This is a genomic window from Actinokineospora baliensis, assembly GCF_016907695.1.
Lineage (GTDB): Bacteria > Actinomycetota > Actinomycetes > Mycobacteriales > Pseudonocardiaceae > Actinokineospora > Actinokineospora baliensis.
The window spans coordinates 6,784,738-6,802,210 of the sequence record NZ_JAFBCK010000001.1 but is presented as its reverse complement, the minus strand read 5'-3'; the positions used below and the strand labels follow the sequence as shown (position 1 = coordinate 6,802,210).

The 17,473-nt window shown below is 72.3% G+C and carries 16 protein-coding genes; 9 read left to right on the top strand and 7 right to left on the bottom strand.

Annotated elements, in window-relative coordinates:
- The 5 genes from JOD54_RS30140 to JOD54_RS30120 all read left to right on the top strand — a co-directional run bounded on the left by JOD54_RS30140 (nt 1) and on the right by JOD54_RS30120 (nt 4,667).
- Complete coding sequence (locus JOD54_RS30140; RefSeq protein WP_204455331.1) at nt 1-621, top strand: TIGR03085 family metal-binding protein; 621 nt, start codon at nt 1-3, stop codon at nt 619-621.
- 94 nt (nt 622-715) lie between these two features.
- Complete coding sequence (gene dapA / locus JOD54_RS30135) at nt 716-1,729, top strand: 4-hydroxy-tetrahydrodipicolinate synthase (protein ID WP_204455330.1); 1,014 nt, start codon at nt 716-718, stop codon at nt 1,727-1,729.
- Nucleotides 1,726-1,926 (top strand): hypothetical protein, encoded by a 201-nt coding sequence (locus JOD54_RS30130; protein ID WP_204455329.1) that lies wholly within the window; start codon nt 1,726-1,728, stop codon nt 1,924-1,926. The genes dapA and JOD54_RS30130 overlap by 4 nt, the downstream gene beginning before the upstream one ends.
- Entirely contained in the window at nt 1,923-3,623 is a 1,701-nt protein-coding gene (locus JOD54_RS30125; protein ID WP_204455328.1) for a ribonuclease J, read from the top strand. The genes JOD54_RS30130 and JOD54_RS30125 overlap by 4 nt, the downstream gene beginning before the upstream one ends.
- Nucleotides 3,624-3,707: 84 nt before the next feature.
- A complete protein-coding gene (locus JOD54_RS30120) occupies nt 3,708-4,667 on the top strand; it encodes a serine hydrolase (RefSeq protein WP_204455327.1) in 960 nt (319 codons plus the stop codon).
- Nucleotides 4,668-5,277: 610 nt separating this feature from the next.
- Here JOD54_RS30120 and JOD54_RS30115 read toward each other — a convergent pair.
- The 3 genes from JOD54_RS30115 to JOD54_RS30105 all read right to left on the bottom strand — a co-directional run bounded on the left by JOD54_RS30115 (nt 5,278) and on the right by JOD54_RS30105 (nt 9,802).
- On the bottom strand, nt 5,278-7,536 hold the full coding sequence (locus JOD54_RS30115) for a SulP family inorganic anion transporter (protein WP_204455326.1): 2,259 nt from the start codon (nt 7,534-7,536) through the stop codon (nt 5,278-5,280).
- 207 nt (nt 7,537-7,743) lie between these two features.
- The gene (locus tag JOD54_RS30110) at nt 7,744-8,706 is read right to left on the bottom strand and encodes an EamA family transporter (protein WP_204455325.1); all 963 of its coding nucleotides are present in this window, start codon (nt 8,704-8,706) and stop codon (nt 7,744-7,746) included.
- Nucleotides 8,707-8,977: 271 nt separating this feature from the next.
- Nucleotides 8,978-9,802, bottom strand: a complete 825-nt coding sequence (locus JOD54_RS30105; RefSeq protein ID WP_204455324.1) for a lysophospholipid acyltransferase family protein — start codon at nt 9,800-9,802, stop codon at nt 8,978-8,980.
- 96 nt (nt 9,803-9,898) lie between these two features.
- Between JOD54_RS30105 and JOD54_RS30100 the strand changes: the two genes are divergently transcribed.
- From JOD54_RS30100 to JOD54_RS30090, 3 genes are all read left to right on the top strand, one after another.
- Entirely contained in the window at nt 9,899-12,325 is a 2,427-nt protein-coding gene (locus tag JOD54_RS30100) for an FtsK/SpoIIIE family DNA translocase (protein WP_204455323.1), read from the top strand.
- A gap of 147 nt (nt 12,326-12,472) precedes the next feature.
- Nucleotides 12,473-13,147, top strand: a complete 675-nt coding sequence (locus JOD54_RS30095) for a DUF5684 domain-containing protein (RefSeq protein WP_204455322.1) — start codon at nt 12,473-12,475, stop codon at nt 13,145-13,147.
- A 64-nt stretch (nt 13,148-13,211) separates the two neighbouring features.
- Complete coding sequence (locus JOD54_RS30090; RefSeq protein WP_204455321.1) at nt 13,212-13,646, top strand: hypothetical protein; 435 nt, start codon at nt 13,212-13,214, stop codon at nt 13,644-13,646.
- A 52-nt stretch (nt 13,647-13,698) separates the two neighbouring features.
- On the opposite strand, the gene JOD54_RS30085 is transcribed toward JOD54_RS30090, so the two are convergent.
- The 3 genes from JOD54_RS30085 to JOD54_RS30075 form a co-directional block, all read right to left on the bottom strand.
- Entirely contained in the window at nt 13,699-14,151 is a 453-nt protein-coding gene (locus JOD54_RS30085; RefSeq protein WP_204455320.1) for a phospholipase, read from the bottom strand.
- A gap of 140 nt (nt 14,152-14,291) precedes the next feature.
- Nucleotides 14,292-15,206, bottom strand: a complete 915-nt coding sequence (locus JOD54_RS30080; RefSeq protein ID WP_204455319.1) for a MerR family transcriptional regulator — start codon at nt 15,204-15,206, stop codon at nt 14,292-14,294.
- Nucleotides 15,207-15,270: 64 nt separating this feature from the next.
- Nucleotides 15,271-15,765 (bottom strand): amino-acid N-acetyltransferase, encoded by a 495-nt coding sequence (locus tag JOD54_RS30075; RefSeq protein ID WP_307860404.1) that lies wholly within the window; start codon nt 15,763-15,765, stop codon nt 15,271-15,273.
- Nucleotides 15,766-15,848: 83 nt separating this feature from the next.
- Here JOD54_RS30075 and JOD54_RS30070 point away from each other — a divergent pair, with 83 nt between their 5' ends.
- Nucleotides 15,849-17,033 (top strand): acetyl-CoA C-acetyltransferase, encoded by a 1,185-nt coding sequence (locus JOD54_RS30070; RefSeq protein ID WP_204455318.1) that lies wholly within the window; start codon nt 15,849-15,851, stop codon nt 17,031-17,033.
- A 4-nt stretch (nt 17,034-17,037) separates the two neighbouring features.
- Here the strand turns inward: JOD54_RS30070 and JOD54_RS30065 are convergent, their stop codons facing one another.
- Complete coding sequence (locus JOD54_RS30065; protein WP_204455317.1) at nt 17,038-17,376, bottom strand: MmcQ/YjbR family DNA-binding protein; 339 nt, start codon at nt 17,374-17,376, stop codon at nt 17,038-17,040.
- Between the last annotated feature and the right edge of the window lie 97 nt (nt 17,377-17,473).

The following is a 17,473-nucleotide window of genomic DNA, read 5'->3' as shown; positions in this document are numbered from 1 at the left end:
ATGGGTGTCGCGAGGGACGAACGCGCAGCGCTGTGCGACCTGTTCACCGAGGTCGGGCCGGACGCGCCGACGCTGTGCGGCGGGTGGCTGACCAGGGACCTGGCCGCGCACCTGGTCATCAGGGAACGCAGGCCGGACGCGGCGGCCGGGATCCTGATCAAGCCGCTGGCCGGGCACACCGAGCGGGTCCAGCGCGGCTACGCCGCCCGGCCCTGGGCGGACCTGGTCGAGTTGGTGCGGACCGGGCCGCCGCCGCTGTCGCCGCTGCGGCTGCTCGACGAACCGGTCAACACCACGGAGTTCTTCGTCCACCATGAGGACGTCCGCCGGGCCGCCTCCGGCTGGGCCCCCCGACCGGCCGACCCGCGCCGCGACAACGCCCTGTGGGCCGCGCTCGCCCGCGTCGCCAAGCTCCACTTCCGACGCAGCCCGGTCGGGGTCGTGCTGCGCACCCCGGACGGCCGGGCCACCACGGCCCGGCCGGGGCCGGACCCGGTCACGATCACCGGCGCGCCCGGTGAGCTGCTGCTGGACGCCTTCGGCCGGGCCGAGGTGGTCGTCGACCACTCCGGACCGGACTCGGCGGTCGCCGCCGTGCGCGAGCTGCGCCGAGGGCTCTGAGCTGCTCGACCCGAGTTGTCCACAAGCCCCCGAACCGTGCACAACTTGGCAGTGGTAGGCGTCACCCACGGCCCCAGCGAGTAGCGTCACCGCCATGACCGCATGTCCCACCGCCGCTCCCGGACGGCCCTTCGGCCGGGTGCTGACCGCCATGGCCACCCCGTTCGCCGCCGACGGGTCGATCGACCTCGACCGCGCCCAGGCCCTCGCCGAGCACCTCGTGGAGCTGGGCAACGACGGCCTGGTGGTCAACGGCACCACCGGTGAGTCGCCCACCACCACCGACCGGGAGAAGGCGGACGCGGTCCGCGCCGTGGTCGAGGCGGTCGGGCACCGGGCGACGGTGATCGGGTCGGTCGGCACCTACGACACCGCGCACACGGTGGAGTTGGCGCGCCAGGCGGAGAAGGCGGGCGCGCACGGGCTGCTCGTGGTCACCCCGTACTACTCCCGGCCGCCGCAGGCCGGGCTGATCGCGCACTTCACCGCGGCCGCCGACGCCACGCCGCTGCCGGTCATGCTCTACGACATCCCGCCGCGGTCGGTGGTGCCGATCGAGGTCGACACGCTGCGCAGGCTGGCCGAGCACCCGCGCATCGCCGCGGTCAAGGACGCCAAGGGCGACCTGCTCGCGGGCAGCCAGGTCATCGCCAGCACCGACCTGGCCTACTACTCCGGCGACGACGCGCTCAACCTGCCGTGGCTGTCCATCGGCGGCGTCGGCTACGTCAGCGTGATCGGCCACGTCGTGGCCGGGCGGCTGCGGTCCATGTTGGACACCTACGAGAACGGCGAGGTCAGCGCCGCACGCAACATCCACAACGGACTGCTGCCGGTGCTGCGCGCGTTCAGCCGGGTCGGCGGCGTCGTGTTCAGCAAGACCGCGCTGCGGTTGCGCGGCCAAGACGCGGGCGACCCGAGGTTGCCGCTGCCGCCCGCCACCCCCGAGCAGGTCGCGGCCATCGCCGCCGACCTCGCCGAGGCGGGCGTGCCGCTCGCGCAGGCCCCGGCCTCGCACGTGGCCACCGCCAGGGTCGCGCACGCCGACGCCAACGCCGCCTACATCGCGGCCACCACGCACACCAGCACCGGGACGGTGCACCAGTGACGACCCGTTCGCCAGCGCCCCACCGCCCGCCCACCGCCGCCCGGGGCAGCTCCCGCCCGCTGCGCGCGATGGCCTGGCTGCCCGTCCGCGGCGCGGTGCACTCCTGCTCGGCGGCGTCGATCGGGCGGTCGGGCGCCGCCTGTGGGGCCACGCGCCCCGAGCGCACCGGCGGTGCCGAGCGGGTGGTGCTGCGGTGAGGCAGCCCCCCAAGTCCGGCAAGTGGCCGACCAACCCGCCGCCCGCGCTGCCCGAGGGCGGCCTGCGGGTGGTCGCCCTCGGCGGCATCGGCGAGGTCGGCAGGAACATGACCGTCTTCGAGCACGCGGGCAGGCTGCTCGTGGTCGACTGCGGCGTGCTGTTCCCCGAGGACCAGCAGCCCGGCGTCGACCTGATCCTGCCCGACTTCCGGCCCATCGAGTCGCGGCTGCACGAGATCGACGCGCTGGTGCTCACCCACGGCCACGAGGACCACATCGGCGCGGTTCCGTTCCTGCTGCGGCTGCGCCCCGACCTGCCGGTGGTCGGCTCCCGGTTCACCCTCGCCCTGGTCGCCGCCAAGTGCAAGGAGCACCGGCTCGACCCGAAGCTGCACGAGGTCCGCGAGGGCGAGAAGGTCACCTACGGCGAGTTCGACTGCGAGTTCTTCGCGGTCAACCACTCCATCCCCGACGCGCTCGCGGTCGCCATCCGCACCCCGGCAGGCATCGTGCTGCACACCGGGGACATCAAGCTCGACCAGCTCCCGCTCGACGGCAGGCTCACCGACCTGGCCGGGTTCTCCCGCCTCGGCGACGAGGGCGTCGACCTGTTCCTGGTCGACTCGACCAACGCCGAGGTCCCCGGGTTCGTCATCTCCGAGCGCGAGATCGGCCCGGTGATCGACGGGGTGATCGCCCGCGCGGGCCAGCGGGTCATCGTGGCCTGCTTCGCCAGCCACGTGCACCGGGTCCAGCAGGTGCTCGACGTGGCGGTGGCGCACGGCCGCCGGGTCGCGCTGGTGGGCCGCTCGATGGTGCGCAACATGGGCATCGCCGCCGACCTCGGCCTGCTGTCGGTGCCGCCCGGGCTGCTGGTCGGCCTGGACGAGGCGATGGCCATGCCCGAGGACAAGGTGCTGTTCGTCTCCACCGGGTCGCAGGGCGAGCCGCTCTCGGCGCTGTCGCGGATGGCGCGCGGCGAGCACCGGCAGATCTCCATCCGGCCCGGCGACACCGTCGTGCTGGCCAGCTCGCTGATCCCCGGCAACGAGAACGCGGTGTTCGGCGTGGTCAACGGCCTGGTCCGGCTCGGCGCGCACGTGGTGCACCAGGGCAACGCCAAGGTCCACGTGTCCGGGCACGCCCCCGCCGGTGAGCTGCTGTTCCTCTACAACGCGGTCCGGCCGAGCAACGTCATGCCGGTGCACGGCGAGTGGCGGCACCTGCGGGCCAACGCCGAACTGGCGGTGAAGACCGGCGTCCCGGCCGATCACGTGGTCATCGCCGAGGACGGGGTGGTGGTCGACCTGGTCGACGGGCGCGCCGCGATCACCGGTCGGGTCGAGGTCGGGCACGTCTACGTCGACGGCCTCTCGGTCGGCGACGTCGGCGAGTCCACCCTGTCGGACCGGCTGGTGCTCGGCGAGGGCGGCTTCATCGCGATCACCGTGGTCGTCGACTCGGCGTCCGGGCGCGCGGTGTCCCCGCCGACGGTGTCCGGCCGCGGCTTCTCCGACGACCCCAAGGCGCTCGACGACGTGGTGTCGCTGGTGGAGATGGAGCTGTCGCACACCGAGTCCGAGGGCATCACCGACACCCACCGCATCGCGCAGGCGGTGCGCCGGGTGGTGGGCCGCTGGGTGGCCGACACCTACCGCAGGCGGCCGATGATCGTCCCGACGGTGATCCCGGTCTGAAGCTGCCGGTCGTCGGAGCCCGCGCCGTGGCACGCTCGACGCCGGGCGCGGGCAGCGGGCCCGCCGACCGAGGGGGATCGAGCGATGACGTCAGGGCTGAACCGGCGGGCCGCGTTGGGACTGGGCGCGGCGGCGGTGGCCGCGGTGGGGACCCCGGCGCCCGCCGCGGCCGACCCGTTCCGGCGGGTCCCGCTGGGGGGCACCCCCGTCGAACGGGTCCAGTGGGCGTACGCGCGCGAGACCCGCGCTGCGGGCGGGGCGTGGCAGTCGCTGATCACCCTCGCTGGCCAGGAGATCGTCAGTGCGCGGGCCGACGACCTGGTCGAGGCGTACAGCGTGAACAAGGTGGCGGTGGCGGTCGCGGTGCTCGACAAGGTCGACCGCGGCCAGGCGGCGCTGACCCAGCGCCTGGAGGTCACCGCCGAGATCGTCAACACCGCCGGTGACGGCATCTTCCCGCTCGACGGCGCCTACCCCAGCTCGGTGACCGTCGGCCACGCCCTGCTGCTCACCGTCTCGGACGACACCGCCAACCGGCTGGCCGGTCTGGTCACGCCGACGGCCGAGGTCAACGCCACCCTGGTCGCGAAGGGCTTCCCCAAGACCCAGGTGGTCCCCACGGCCAACCCGAACCGGTTCTACCTGGGCAAGACCACGCCGCGCGAAACCCACGACCTGTTCACCGCCCTCGCCGCGGGCCGCCTCCTGACAGCCGCGTCGACGGCGTACCTGCTCAAGATCCTGCGCTCCCAGGCCGCGCACACCGACGGCATCCGCCGAAACATGTCGTCGGACGACCGCGCCCGCGTCGCCACCAAAGCGGGCTGGTTCAACGACGGCCGCAACGAAGCGGGCATCGTCTTCGACGCCGCCGGAACCCCGATCCTCACCTACGCCCTGTTCTCGCAAGGCGCAGGCGACCCGACCGACTTCGGCGGCACCCACGCCGCTGTCCGGGCCCGGGCCACCCTCGGCCCCCACCTCCTCGCCGCCGTCCCCGGCCCCACCGCCAGCCCCCGCTACACCCCGACCAACGGCGGCTGATCGGCGCTCTGTCCACTGAGGACAAACAAGGGGCCTGATCGGCTCGCCTTCGGCATTGCATCGGATCGTCGGCTCGTCGCTTCGCGACCTTGCGCTGGATCCGCGATTTGAGTGCAGGCTCGATGTGGTGGACCTGTTTTGCGTGGGGCCCCTGCGCCAGCCGTGGCAGGACCGCAAAGCTGGGGCCGAAAAGCGTGGCCCTGTCCGCGCAGGAACGCTACGACTGCCGCTCCTCCACACAAAACAGGTCCACCACATCGAGCAGTTGGCACCAGCGACTTCCGAGTGTCCAGTGGTCGGTAATGCCGTCGGAGTCGGGTGGCTGAGTTGGCGGGGCTGACCCGGCGGGGCTGACCTGGCACCAGCGGCTTCCGAGTGTCCAGTGGTGAGGTTGGCGGGGCTGGCTCGGTGGGTTGGTTTGGCACCAGCGACTCCGAGTGTCCAGTGGTTGCTTTGGGTGGTCGGAGTCGGGTGGTTGGGCTGGTCGTGCCTGGTGTGTCAGCCGGTGAGGGCGGTGGCGGCCGCTTGCTTGGGCAGCCTCCGGAAGTCGGCCATCGTGACAAACAAGGGCCCGGGATCGAGCGATCCCGGGCCCTTCGTGCGTGGTGCGTCAGCCGGTGAGGGCGGTGTCGGCGAGGGGGGCTATGCGGTCGCCGTCGAGCAGGAGGAGGGAGCCGGTGGGGATGTCGAAGAAGAGGCCGACCACGCGGACGCCGGTGTTGGCGACTTCGGGGATCGCTTGGAGCTTGTCGACCTGGACGGCCACGTTGACCATTGCCAGGCGGTCGACCTCCGACCAGCCGTCGGTGGCGGCGCGTTCGCCGAGGGGGTGTCCGTCGCGCAGGGCGGACAGGCTCGGTTCGCCCCAGCGCAGCCATTGGCCCATGGGGTCGTCTTGGCCCAGGGTGGTGCGATCGCCCAGCAGGGCGGCCATCCCGCCGCAGCCGGAGTGGCCGCAGACCACCAGGGTGGGCACGGCCAGCGCGCGGACCGCGTAGAGCACGCCCGCGTGCACCGAGTGGTCGCCGGTGGGTCCCGGGTCGGGCACCAGGTTGCCCACGTTGCGGATGGTGAACAGGTCACCCGGCCCGGACGCGGTGATCACGTTGGGCACGATGCGCGAGTCGGCGCAGGTCAGGAAGACCGCGTGCGGCTGCTGCGAGCCCGCGAGCTTGCGCAGGTGCGGGCGCAGCGCGGGCGCGCCGGTGCGGTCGTACTCGCGGGCGCCCGCCACCAGGGGGCGCAGGATGTGGTCCGACCCGGTGGCGCGCTGGGTCGGGATCAGCGGTCGCTCGTCCACGTCGGTGTCCTGCCAGTGCGACCACGGCGAGAACCACCGGGGCAGGCCCTCGCGGCGGCGCGGGATGCTGCCGATCTCGTCGACCGCGACGGTCCCGCCGGTCTCCTCGTGCGAGCGCTGCCAGCCGGACAGGTGTTCGTAGGCGGCGTGGTCGAGGTAGTCCACGACCAGTTCCAGTTGGACCGCGCTGCCGTCGGGGACCTGGGTGAGCACCCGCGACAGCCGGGGCACCGACAGGAAGCTCAGCGTGCCCTCGACGATCACCGCGCAGCGGGGGCGGCCGTCCTCGTCGGTGTCGTCGCCGGTGCGCACCCGGACCCTGGCCCACACGACCCGGCGCAGCATGCCCAGCAGCGACACCGCCAGCCCGAGCAGCACCCCCTGCAGCAGGTCGAGCAGCACGACCCCGCCGAGGGTGACCAGGTACACGTGCAGGTCGCCGTGCTTGCGGGCGACGGCGATGTCGGCGGGCCGCACGAGCTTGACGCCCATCACGATCAGCAGACCGGCCAGCGCCGCCAGCGGGACCTGCTCGACCAGGCCGACCAGCAGCACGGTGAACAGCAGCACCCACACCCCGTGCAGCACCGCCGAGGCCCTGGTCCGCGCCCCCGCGCGGACGTTGGTGGAGCTGCGCACGATCACCCCGGTGACCGGCAGGCCGCCGAGCAGGCCGGAGGCGATGTTGGCGCCGCCCTGCCCGACCAGTTCCCGGTTGAGGTCGCTGCGGTGCCCGGCGCGCATCTTGTCCACCGACACCGCCGACAGCAGGCTCTCCACGCTCGCGATGATCGTCATCGTTGCCACGCCCACGGCGAAGGCGAACCACTGGCCGCCCTCGGGCAGCTGCGGGAGCTGGATGGCCGAGAGCGGGTCGTCGGGCAGCGCCACGTGCGCCACGTCGAGCACCAGCAGCCCGCTGGTCACCGTGACCAGCACGATCGCCACGAGCGGTCCCGGCACGGCGCGCACCTTGGCGGGCATCCTCGGCCACAGCACGAGCAGGCCGATCACCACCAGACCGGTGGCCGCCGCGGCCAGGTTCATCGACCCGGCGGTGGCGGGCAGGTCGCGCACGTTCTCCCAGGCGGTCGCCTCCGCCGCGCCGCCCAACAGGACGTGCAGCTGGCCGAGGACGATGGTCACGCCGATGCCCGCGAGCATCGCGTGGACGACGGTGGGGGAGATGGCGAGCGCGACGCGGCCGACCCGGCAGGCGCCGAGGGCCACCTGCAGCACGCCTGCGAGGACGGTGATCGCGCAGGTGACGGCCCAGCCGAATTGGCCGACCAGTTCGGCGACGACCACGGTCAACCCGGCGGCGGGGCCGCTGACCTGCAGTGGGGAACCGCCGAGCGATCCGGCGACGACACCGCCGACGACGGCGGCGATGAGCCCGGCCATGACCGGGGCGTCCGATGCGGCGGCGATGCCGACCGACAGCGGGATGGCGACGAGGAAGACGACGAGCGAGGCGGAAAGGTCGAACCGGGCGTCTGCGCGCAGCCAGCGGCTGGCCCTCGCCAGCGGGGGTGCGTGCGCTGGACCGCTGGGGCGAACCTGGCCCATGGCGGAACCTCCTGGGTATCGGGTGAAAGTGATCGCGGGTCGGTCGAGCCAGGCCCCGGGGATCGGGCCCTGGTGAGCACATGGTGACCGATCAACCACGATGTGTCGCGTCCGTCAGGTAAACGACCCTTTACCTTTCACGGTTCCGGTGACGGCGTGACAACCCGCACATTCACTCGACGGTGTGATTCTGACGTGACCGCGGTCTCATTCGGTGGGCAGTGGTTCTGCTGGTGTGACAGGGGTGCGTGCGGCCAGTTGGACCAGCATCGCCCCGGTCAGCAGCACCACCATGCCCACGATCTGCGCCGGGGCGAGCACCTCGCCCAGCAGCGTCCAGGCCAGCAGGGTGGCCACCACCGGCTCGGAGAGGGCGAGCACGCTGGCCACCGTCGAGGGCAGGTGGCGCAGAGAACTGGTGCTCAGGGCGTACGCGATGGCCGTGCTGATCGCCGCGACGGCCACCAGCAGCGCCCAGATCGGCACCGCGGTGTCGCCCAGCAGCGCGGTGTCGTCGAACTTGTCGAACGGCAGCCGCCACGGCGGCGCGACCACGAACAGGCCCAGCGCGCCGACCGCCATGCCCCAGGTGACCATCCCGATCGGGTGTTGCTCGCCCGCGCCCTTCTCGCCGAGCAGGTAGTAGCCCGCCGAACACAGCGCCGCGCCCGCCCCGGCCAGCAGTCCGACGCCGTCCAGCCGCAGCCCCGACCACACCTGCGCGACCAGGGCCAACCCGCCCAGCGCCAGCCCGGTGCCCAGCCACGACAGCGCGGGCAGCCGCACCCGCCGTACGAACCGCACCCACAGCGCGACCAACACCGGCGAGGTGTACTCCAGCAGCATCGCCACCCCGACCGGCAGGCGGGAGACGGCGACGAAGAAGAGGAACTGCACCGCCGCGACCCCGATGAGCCCGTAGGCGACGACCACCCGCCAATGCTCGCGGCGCACCTTGAGGATCCGCGGCCGCACCAGCGCCACCCCGACCAGCAGCATCAGCGCCGCCAGTCCCGCCCGGGCGGCGGCCACCTGCTCCGGGGCGAACCCGGCCTGCATCACCGGCTTGGCCAGCGGGCCGGAACTGCCGAAAGCGGTGGAGGCCACGAGGATGAACACGGTCCCGCGACCGCGGTGCTGCCTAACCGGCGTTGTCGTTGCGGTGGTCACGCCAGCAGTCTGTCCGAAGTCGACGGCCAATGGTAGGACGTTTCCGGCCAGACTTCGAACCCGGAACAGGGCCCACGGCTCCGGGCGGGAACGCGGCGGAGAGCGGAGCGGCCTGCCGGGCTCAGGGGCGCGGCCTCCGGGTTGGTGGCGGCCGGTTCGCCTGCGGCGACTGTCTCATTGGCGCGGTCGCTGAGCTGCGCTCGTGCCCGGGCTGGCGGCCCCGCGAGACGCCGGTGGTCGACCGCTCCCCGGCCTGCCCCGGGTGCCGGTGTCAGGAGCGCCAGGGGCTGATCGAGTCGCAGGGGCGGGTGGGGTCGTGGAAGTGCGGCTTGTCCAGCTCGCCGGGGCGCAGGGCGACCAGGTTGTCGGTGATCTGGCGCATGATCCGGGCGTGGGCGCGCATCGCGTCACCGGGTTTGGTCGCCGACAGGTCGGCCAGGTCGACGACGTCGCCGAAGTGGACCTTGAACACCGGGCGCTTGCGCACGGCCCTGAAGAACGACGTGACCAGCGGCTTGACGTCGGCCGGGCCGTTCACGACCTCCGTGCCCCAGTACACCGCCTCGTGCGCGCCCCACTGGCTCACCGTCACGACGGGCACGTTCCCGTGCAGCGCCATCCGCGCCGCCCCGGTCTTGCCGCGCTCCGGCCACAGGCCGGGGTCCCGGCTGACGCGGCCTTCGGGGTAGAGCAGCAGCGGCACGCTGGCCGTGGTCAGCGCCTGGGTCGCGCGGCCGAAGGCGTCGGCGATGTTGGCCTTGCCGCGGTCGACCCGCAGGTGCCCCGCCTTGCGCAGGAAGTACCCGAGCACCGGCGCGTCCAGCAGGCCCGCGGTCAGCATGAACCGGGGGAGCAGGCCGATCGCGCGCATCGCGGCGATCATCACGAACGGGTCGAACATGCCGATGTGGTTGGCCGCCACCAGCACCGGCTGACCGCGCAGGTGCGCGGGGAACTCCCCGGTGATCTCCAGCGTGCCGACCGAGCGCACCAGCGCGGTGTCGATCGCGCACATCGCCCGCCACACCGGCGGGGTCTGCCCGGGGCCGCCCGGGTGGCGCGAAGGGCGGGGCGCGGGGCTGCGCAGCGCGGACATGGCGTGAGCATCGCACGGCCGCGCGCGGGCGCCGGTGCGGGGGCGCACGGTGTGGCAAGCCCCGAGCGGGCGGCTCGCCCACTACCGTGTGATCCCATGGCGAGCCGGACGACGACAGCGAAGGGCAAGGGCGGGCCGCGCAAACCCGCCGCCTCCCGCCCCCCGGCCAAGCGCACCCCCGCCGCTCGCAAGGCACCACCGCCGAGCAAGGGCGTCCTGGCCGCGGCCTGGGGCCTGCTCGCCAAGGGCGCTGGCTCGCTGGTCCGCGCGATCGGTCGCACCAAGGAGCTCGACCCGGCGCACCGCCGGGACGGCATCGGGTTCGCCCTGGTCGCCCTCGGGGTGATCCTCGGCGCCGCCGTGTGGTGGCACGTCGGCAAGGTCGGCGGCTACCTCGAGGACGGCGTGCGGACCGTGCTCGGCGCGATGACCGTGGCGATGCCGCTGCTGCTGTTCGTCCTCGGTGTCGCGATGATGCGCACCGACCCGCAGCCGGAGAAGCGCCCCCGCTACACCGTCGGCTCGCTGCTCGTGGTGCTCGCCCTGCTCGGTGTGCTGCACGTGTTCGCTGGTCAGCCGGTCGACAACGACGGCAGGATGTACGCGGGCGGCGCGCTGGGCTACCTGTCGGGCGGGCTGCTGGCCAAGGGCGTCACCGCGTGGGTCGCGATCCCGGTGCTGTTCCTGCTGCTGGGCTTCGGTGTGCTGGTGTTCACCGGCACCCGGATCCGCGACGTGCCCACCCGGCTGCGCGACCTCGGCCGCGACCCGAGCGAGGCCGATGCCGAGGGCGCCGACCTCTTCGGCGACGAGCCCGAGCTCGTCGAACCCCCGCTCAAGCCGCGCAAGGCCCCGCGCCGCAAGGCCGCCGACCAGGCGGCGGACCCGGCCGAGCAGCCGACGCTGCCGCTCGACGAGCCCGCGCCGGTCAAGCCCGCCCGCAAGCGCCCGGTGGAGGTGAAGGAGACCCCGCAGGTCGTCGACCCCAAGCCGGACCAGGACACCATCTCGGTCACCCGCACCGTCGAGGGCGACTACAAGCTGCCCGACCCCGGCCTGCTCGTCGCCGGGGACGCCCCGAAGGCGCGCAGCAAGGCCAACGACACGATGATCGAGGCGATCACCGGGGTGCTCGACCAGTTCTCCATCGACGCCCAGGTCACCGGCTTCACCCGCGGCCCGACGGTCACCCGCTACGAGGTGGAGCTGGGTCCCGGCGTCAAGGTCGAGAAGATCACCGCGCTGACCAAGAACATCGCCTACGCGGTGGCCACCGACAACGTGCGGTTGCTGGCGCCGATCCCCGGCAAGTCCGCGGTGGGCATCGAGGTGCCCAACGCCGACCGCGAGATGGTCCGCCTCGGCGACGTGCTGCGCTCCTCGACGGCCATGGGCGACGGCCACCCCATGGTGGTGGGCCTCGGCAAGGACATCGAGGGCCACATGATCACCGCGAACCTGGCCAAGATGCCGCACCTGCTGTGCGCGGGCTCCACCGGTTCCGGCAAGTCCAGCTTCGTCAACTCGATGCTGGTCTCGCTGCTGGCCAGGGCCACCCCGGACGAGGTCAGGATGATCCTGATCGACCCCAAGATGGTCGAGCTGACCCCGTACGAGGGCATCCCGCACCTGATCACGCCCATCATCACCCAGCCCAAGAAGGCCGCCGCCGCGCTGACCTGGCTGGTCGAGGAGATGGAGCAGCGCTACCAGGACATGCAGGTCAACCGGGTGCGCCACATCGACGACTTCAACAAGAAGGTGAAGTCGGGGGAGATCACCGCGCCGCCGGGCAGCGAGCGCGAGTACCGGCCCTACCCCTACATCCTGGCCATCGTCGACGAGCTGGCCGACCTGATGATGACCGCGCCGCGCGACGTCGAGGACGCGATCGTGCGGATCACCCAGAAGGCGCGGGCGGCGGGCATCCACCTGGTGCTGGCGACCCAGCGGCCCTCGGTGGACGTGGTCACCGGCCTGATCAAGACCAACGTGCCGTCCCGGCTGGCGTTCGCGACCTCGTCGCTGACCGACTCCCGGGTCATCCTCGACCAGCCGGGCGCCGAGAAGCTGATCGGCATGGGCGACGGGCTGTACCTGCCGATGGGCGCGGCCAAGCCGGTCCGGGTGCAGGGCGCCTACGTCAGCGACGAGGAGATCGCCGACATCGTGGCGTTCACCAAGGAGCAGGCGCAGCCGGACTACACCGACGGCGTCACCGCCGCCAAGCCGGGCGAGGCCAAGGAGATCGACCCGGACATCGGCGACGATCTCGAGCTGCTGGTGCAGGCCACCGAGCTGATCGTCACCTCGCAGTTCGGCTCGACCTCGATGCTGCAGCGCAAGCTGCGGGTCGGCTTCGCCAAGGCGGGTCGGTTGATGGACCTGCTGGAGACCAGGGGCGTGGTCGGGCCTTCGGAGGGCTCCAAGGCCCGCGAGGTGCTGATCAAGCCGGACGAGCTGGAGAACGTGCTGTGGACGCTCCGGGGTGGACCGTCGGCTGTGGACGACGACCCCGAGTGACCACTTCGGTCGGACCTCGGTCCCTTGAGGTCTCGAACAGCTAACGACCTCGCGAACCGCCGTATCCGGGCCGGGTTCCGGCCAAGGTACCGGCGGATGATTGCGCGCGCCCGCACCCGGGCGCGGCTTGAGGGAGGATCCAGCAGCGTGGACCCGTACGACTACAACTACACCACCACGGCCGAGTTCCCGTGGGGCGTGTTCATCGGCGCCATGGTGGTCGGCCTGGCGTTCGCCGTCATCGGCGTCGTCGCGATGTGGAAGGTCTACACCAAGGCCGGGCAGCCCGGCTGGGCGGCGATCGTGCCGTTCTACAACACCTACGTGCTGCTCAAGATCGTTGGGCGACCGGGCTGGTGGCTGCTGCTGCTGTTCATCCCGCTGGTCAACGTCGTGATCCTGATCATCGTGATGATCGACCTGGCGAAGGCGTTCGGCAAGGACGGCGGCTTCGCCGTGGTGCTCATCCTGTTCAGCTTCATCGGCCTGCTGATCCTGGCGTTCGGCAGCGCGCGGTATGTGGGCCCGGTCGCCGACCCGGCCTTCGCGGGCGGCCACGGCCCCGGCGGCGGCTACCCGCAGCAGGGTGGCTACCAGCAGCCCGGCTCCCCTGTCCAGCCCGGTTACCCGCAGCAAGGTGGCTACCAGCAGCCCGGCTACCCGGTCCAGGGCGGTTACCCGCAGCAGGGTTACCCGCAGCAGCAGGGATACCCCCAGCAGGGCGGGCACCAGCAGCCCGGGTATCCCCAGCAGGGCGGTTACCCGCAGCAAGGGGGCTACCCGCAGCAGGGTGGCCACCCCCAGCAGCCCTACGGCGGCTGATCGTCCGGCGATGCAACCCGATCCCTCGCCCGCACCGTCTTGTGGGCGAGGGTGAGGAGTGGCGATGAAGATGAGTGCGATGACCAAGGTGCTCGTGGCCGCGGGCGCGCTGGTGATGCTGTCCGCGTGCGGCAAGGCCGCGAACGGTGCCCCCGGCGGGGGTGGTCCGACGATCCCCGCGCAGCCGACGACGACCGAGCGGGTGGGTCCGCCGCTCAACACCGAGTTCGACCTGGAGCGCGGCGAGTCGACCGCCCTGTCGGACTCCGACGTGCTGATCGCCTTCCGCGAGGTCTCCCAGGACAGCCGGTGCAAGCCCGGCCAGGCGTGCGTCTGGGAGGGCGACGCGACGGTGGAGCTGACCCTGGCGGGCTCGGCGGTGCAGGTCCACACGAACAAGCAGTTCCCGATGGAGGCGGAGGCGGGCGGCTACAAGGTCAGCCTGGTGAAGCTCGACGTGCCGGGTGCGGTCGCCACGCTGGTGGTCCGCAAGGCGTGATCGCGGCGGGTGGGACCGGGCGCGGGGCCCGGTCCCACCCGATCGCGGCCGATCAGCTGTTGCCGAACTGGCGGACCGCCGCGTAGTAGACGTCCGCGGTGCGGTTGCACGACCAGTTGCCCGCGCAGATCGTGTACAGGTCGGTCTTGAAGTTGTTGTCGATCGACAGGCGCGTGGTCTCGGTGAACCGGCCCTGCTTCTTGTAGTTGCGGTAGCCGAAGTCGTGCCGGTAGCAGGCCTTCACGAAGGTGAAGCCGAACGGGTTGTCGGGGGAGTTGGAGCACCCGTCGGAGGACCAGTCCAGCTGGGTGGCGTACGGCCGGTTGGCCCGCGTGGTCTGGAACTGGTTCAGGCTCTGGGAGAACAGGTAGCTGTCGGTGGTCGACCGCAGCTGCGCCTGGCTCAGGTCGGCTGCGGCGACGCCCGCCCCGGTGACCAGGGCGGCGCTCACGGCGATCGTGGTGACGACACCGCGGCCGAAGCGGCGGAGGGTGGAGTTGGGCACGGCGTGCTCCTCGCGGGAAGGGGGCGCGGTCGGTGGGACAATTACGCACCGCCCGCCCGTCCCCGCGGCACCACCGTTCGGGCGATCCGGGGGGAACGCTGGGTGGCCGCGAGGTTTCCCTTGCCCGGCAAGGGGTCCGGTCAACCCTGAGGTCCCCCTTGGTCCGCGCCGGGGACCCCTGTGGATCGTCCACTGTGCTCGTCGGGCCCGTCGGGGGACTGGACGATCTCGTCGAGGAAGCACTGGATCTCGGCGTCGCTGGGCGCCGGGTCGTCCGGTTCGTCGTCCGGCCGCACCAGCACCGGCGGCGTGTGGCTCGCCCACGGCGCGTCGCCGTCGTCTGGCAGCAGGTCCTGCTCCGCGGCGAAGGTCTCGGCCGCGGTGCGGATGGCCTCGCGCAACGCGCCCGCCACCACCGACTGGGCGGTCTCGGTGAGCTCGAGCAGCAGGGCGCGGACCTGCTCCAGTTGGTCTTCCTCGGCGGCGTGGGCGGCCAGCGACGGCCACAGGTGCTTCTCGAACAGCGCGGTGAAGTCCGCGGCGATCTCGGCGCTCGCGGCGTGCACCCGGTCGAAGGCGTCGAGCATCTCGACTTGCGGCACGCCGAGGCGGGTCAACCGCATGCCCGCCTCCGCCGACCACCGCCGGGTGTGCGGCCAGCCGCGGCGCCAGCGCAGCAGCCCGGTCCTGGTCGCCCGCGCGACCAGGGTGGGCTTGAGCTGCCTGGCGGGCGCGGTCGAGAGCAGTTCGCCGACCCGCAGCGGCACCCAGTCGTCCGGTCCGCCGGTCCCGTCGAGGCCGAGCACATCGCCGACGCGGGCCCCCAGGTCTCGCGCGGCGATGAGCTCGGCTATCGCGGTCAGGGAGAAGCCGCGCTGCTGCAACCGGTGCACCAGACCCAGCCGCTCGACGTGCGTGCTGTCGTAGCGGGCCGTTCGGCCCCGCCGCCGCGGCGCGTGCAGCAGGCCCTTCGTCTGGTACATGCGGATCGTGCTCGTCGGCAGTCCCGCCTCGGCGGCGAGCTGCTCGACGGTCAGCGCGGTGTCCCGTCCCACGAGACACGATCATGGTGGGTCCGCGCGGTACGAGTCAAGACTCTTCGAGTGAACACTCGAAGAATCAGAGCTTGAGAAGCATCCTCGTGTTGCCCAGGGTGTTGGGCTTGACGTACTCCAGGTCCAGGAACTCCGCCACGCCCTCGTCCATCGACCGGCGCATCTCGGCGTAGACCTCCGGACTCACCGGGGTCCCGTCGATGGCCACGAACCCGTGCCCGGCGAAGAACTCGGTCTCGAAGGTGAGCACGAAGATCCGGCCGAGGCCCAGCTCGCGGGCGACCTCGATCAGCTGGCGGGCCAGGATGTGCCCGACCCCCTTGCCGCGCGCGCTCGGCGCCACCGCGATGGTGCGGATCTCGGCGATGTCCTCCCACAGCACGTGCAGCGCGCCGCAGCCGACCAGCTCGCCGTCCACCTCGGCCACCCAGAACTCCTGGATGTCCTCGTAGAGCGTCACCAGCGCCTTGGCGAGCAGGACCTTGCCGACGTAGGTGTCGATGACTGCCTTCATGGCGCGGACATCGGTCACCCGCGCCCGCCGTACCAGGGGGTTCACAACGGCTCAACTTAGACCCCGCGACGCGGCGGCCCGGCCACGGGCAGAATCGACACGCCTGCCGAACCAACCAGAGGAGTCCCATGCGCGAGGCCGTGATCTGCGAGCCGCTCCGCACCCCGGTCGGCCGCTTCGGCGGGGTGTTCACCGGGGTCGGTGTCACCACCCTCGCCGCGACGGTGATCACCGAGCTCCTCCGGCGCACCGGTGTCGACCCGGCGCTGGTCGAGGACGTCGTGTTCGGCCAGTGCCACCCCAACGGCGACGCCCCGGCGCTGGGCCGGGTCGCCGCGCTCGACGCGGGCCTGCCGATCTCCGTGCCCGGCACCCAGGTCGACCGCCGCTGCGGGTCGGGCCTGCAGGCGGTCGTCGACGCCGCGATGCGCGTGCAGACCGGCGCCAACGACGTCGTCATCGCGGGCGGCGCGGAGAACATGAGCCAGGTCGAGTTCTACTCCACGGCCATGCGGTGGGGGGTCAAGGGCACCGGGGTGGAGCTGCACGACCGCCTTGCGCGCGCGAGGGTGACCGCGGGCGGGGTCAACCACCCCGTGCCCGGCGGCATGGTCGAGACCGCCGAGAACCTCCGCCGCGACTACGGCATCAGCCGCCAAGAGCAGGACGAGCTGTCCCTGCGCTCGCACCAGCGGGCGGTCGCGGCCATCGCCGCGGGCCACTTCGACGCCGAACTCGTCCCGGTCGGCGAGGTCACCCGCGACGAACACCCGCGCGCCGACGCCAACATCGAGTCCCTCGGCAAGCTCAAGCCGATCATGCGCCACCAGGACCCCGAGGCCACCGTGACCGCCGGGAACGCCAGCGGCCAGAACGACGGCGCCGCCGCGTGCCTGGTGACCACCCCGGAGCTCGCCGCGGACCTCGGCCTGCGCCCCTTCGCCCGCCTGGTCAGCTGGTCGGTCTCCGGTGTCGAACCCGCCCGCATGGGCCTGGGCCCGGTCCCGGCCACGGCGCGCGCGCTGGAGCGCGCGGGCCTCACCCTCGCCGACATCGACCTGATCGAGCTCAACGAGGCGTTCGCGGCCCAGGTCATCGCGGTCACCCGGGAGTGGGGCTTCAAGGACACCGACTGGGACCGCACCAACGTCAGCGGCTCCGGCATTTCCCTGGGACACCCGCTCGGCGCGACGGGTGGGCGGGTCCTGGCGACGCTGCTCCACGGCCTGCGCCGGGTCGACGGGCGGTACGGGCTGGAGACGATGTGCATCGGCGGGGGCCAGGGCCTCGCGGCGGTGTTCGAGCGGCTCTGACCGGTCAGGTCGCGTCGAACTCGGCGACCAAGCGAGAGGGGGCGCGGACCCGCCAGGCCTCCAAGAGGATGTCTTCCAGGTCCGCGACCTCTATCTCCGAGAGCCGCACGAGTACGGAGGCGTAGCCGTCGTAGTGCGGGGTGGTGAAGTAGCGGGTGGGGTCCTCCGCGATGAGTGCGTGCTTCTCGGACTCGTCCGCCACCCAGGCCACCAGCGTCACGGGGTCCTTCAACCGGGCGAAAAGCTTGTCCTTCACGCGGAAGCCCGGGGTGCCGTAAGAGGGCTTCTCCGTCGTGCCAGGTAGCGCCAACGCTGCCGCGCGCACGTCGTCCTCGGTCACCATGGGGTCATCCTGTCCCAGGGGCGGTCGGGAAGCACGTGTCCAACCCCTGGACACCGGGCGGTTACCCTTGGCCCGTGTCCTCTCCCACCACACCACG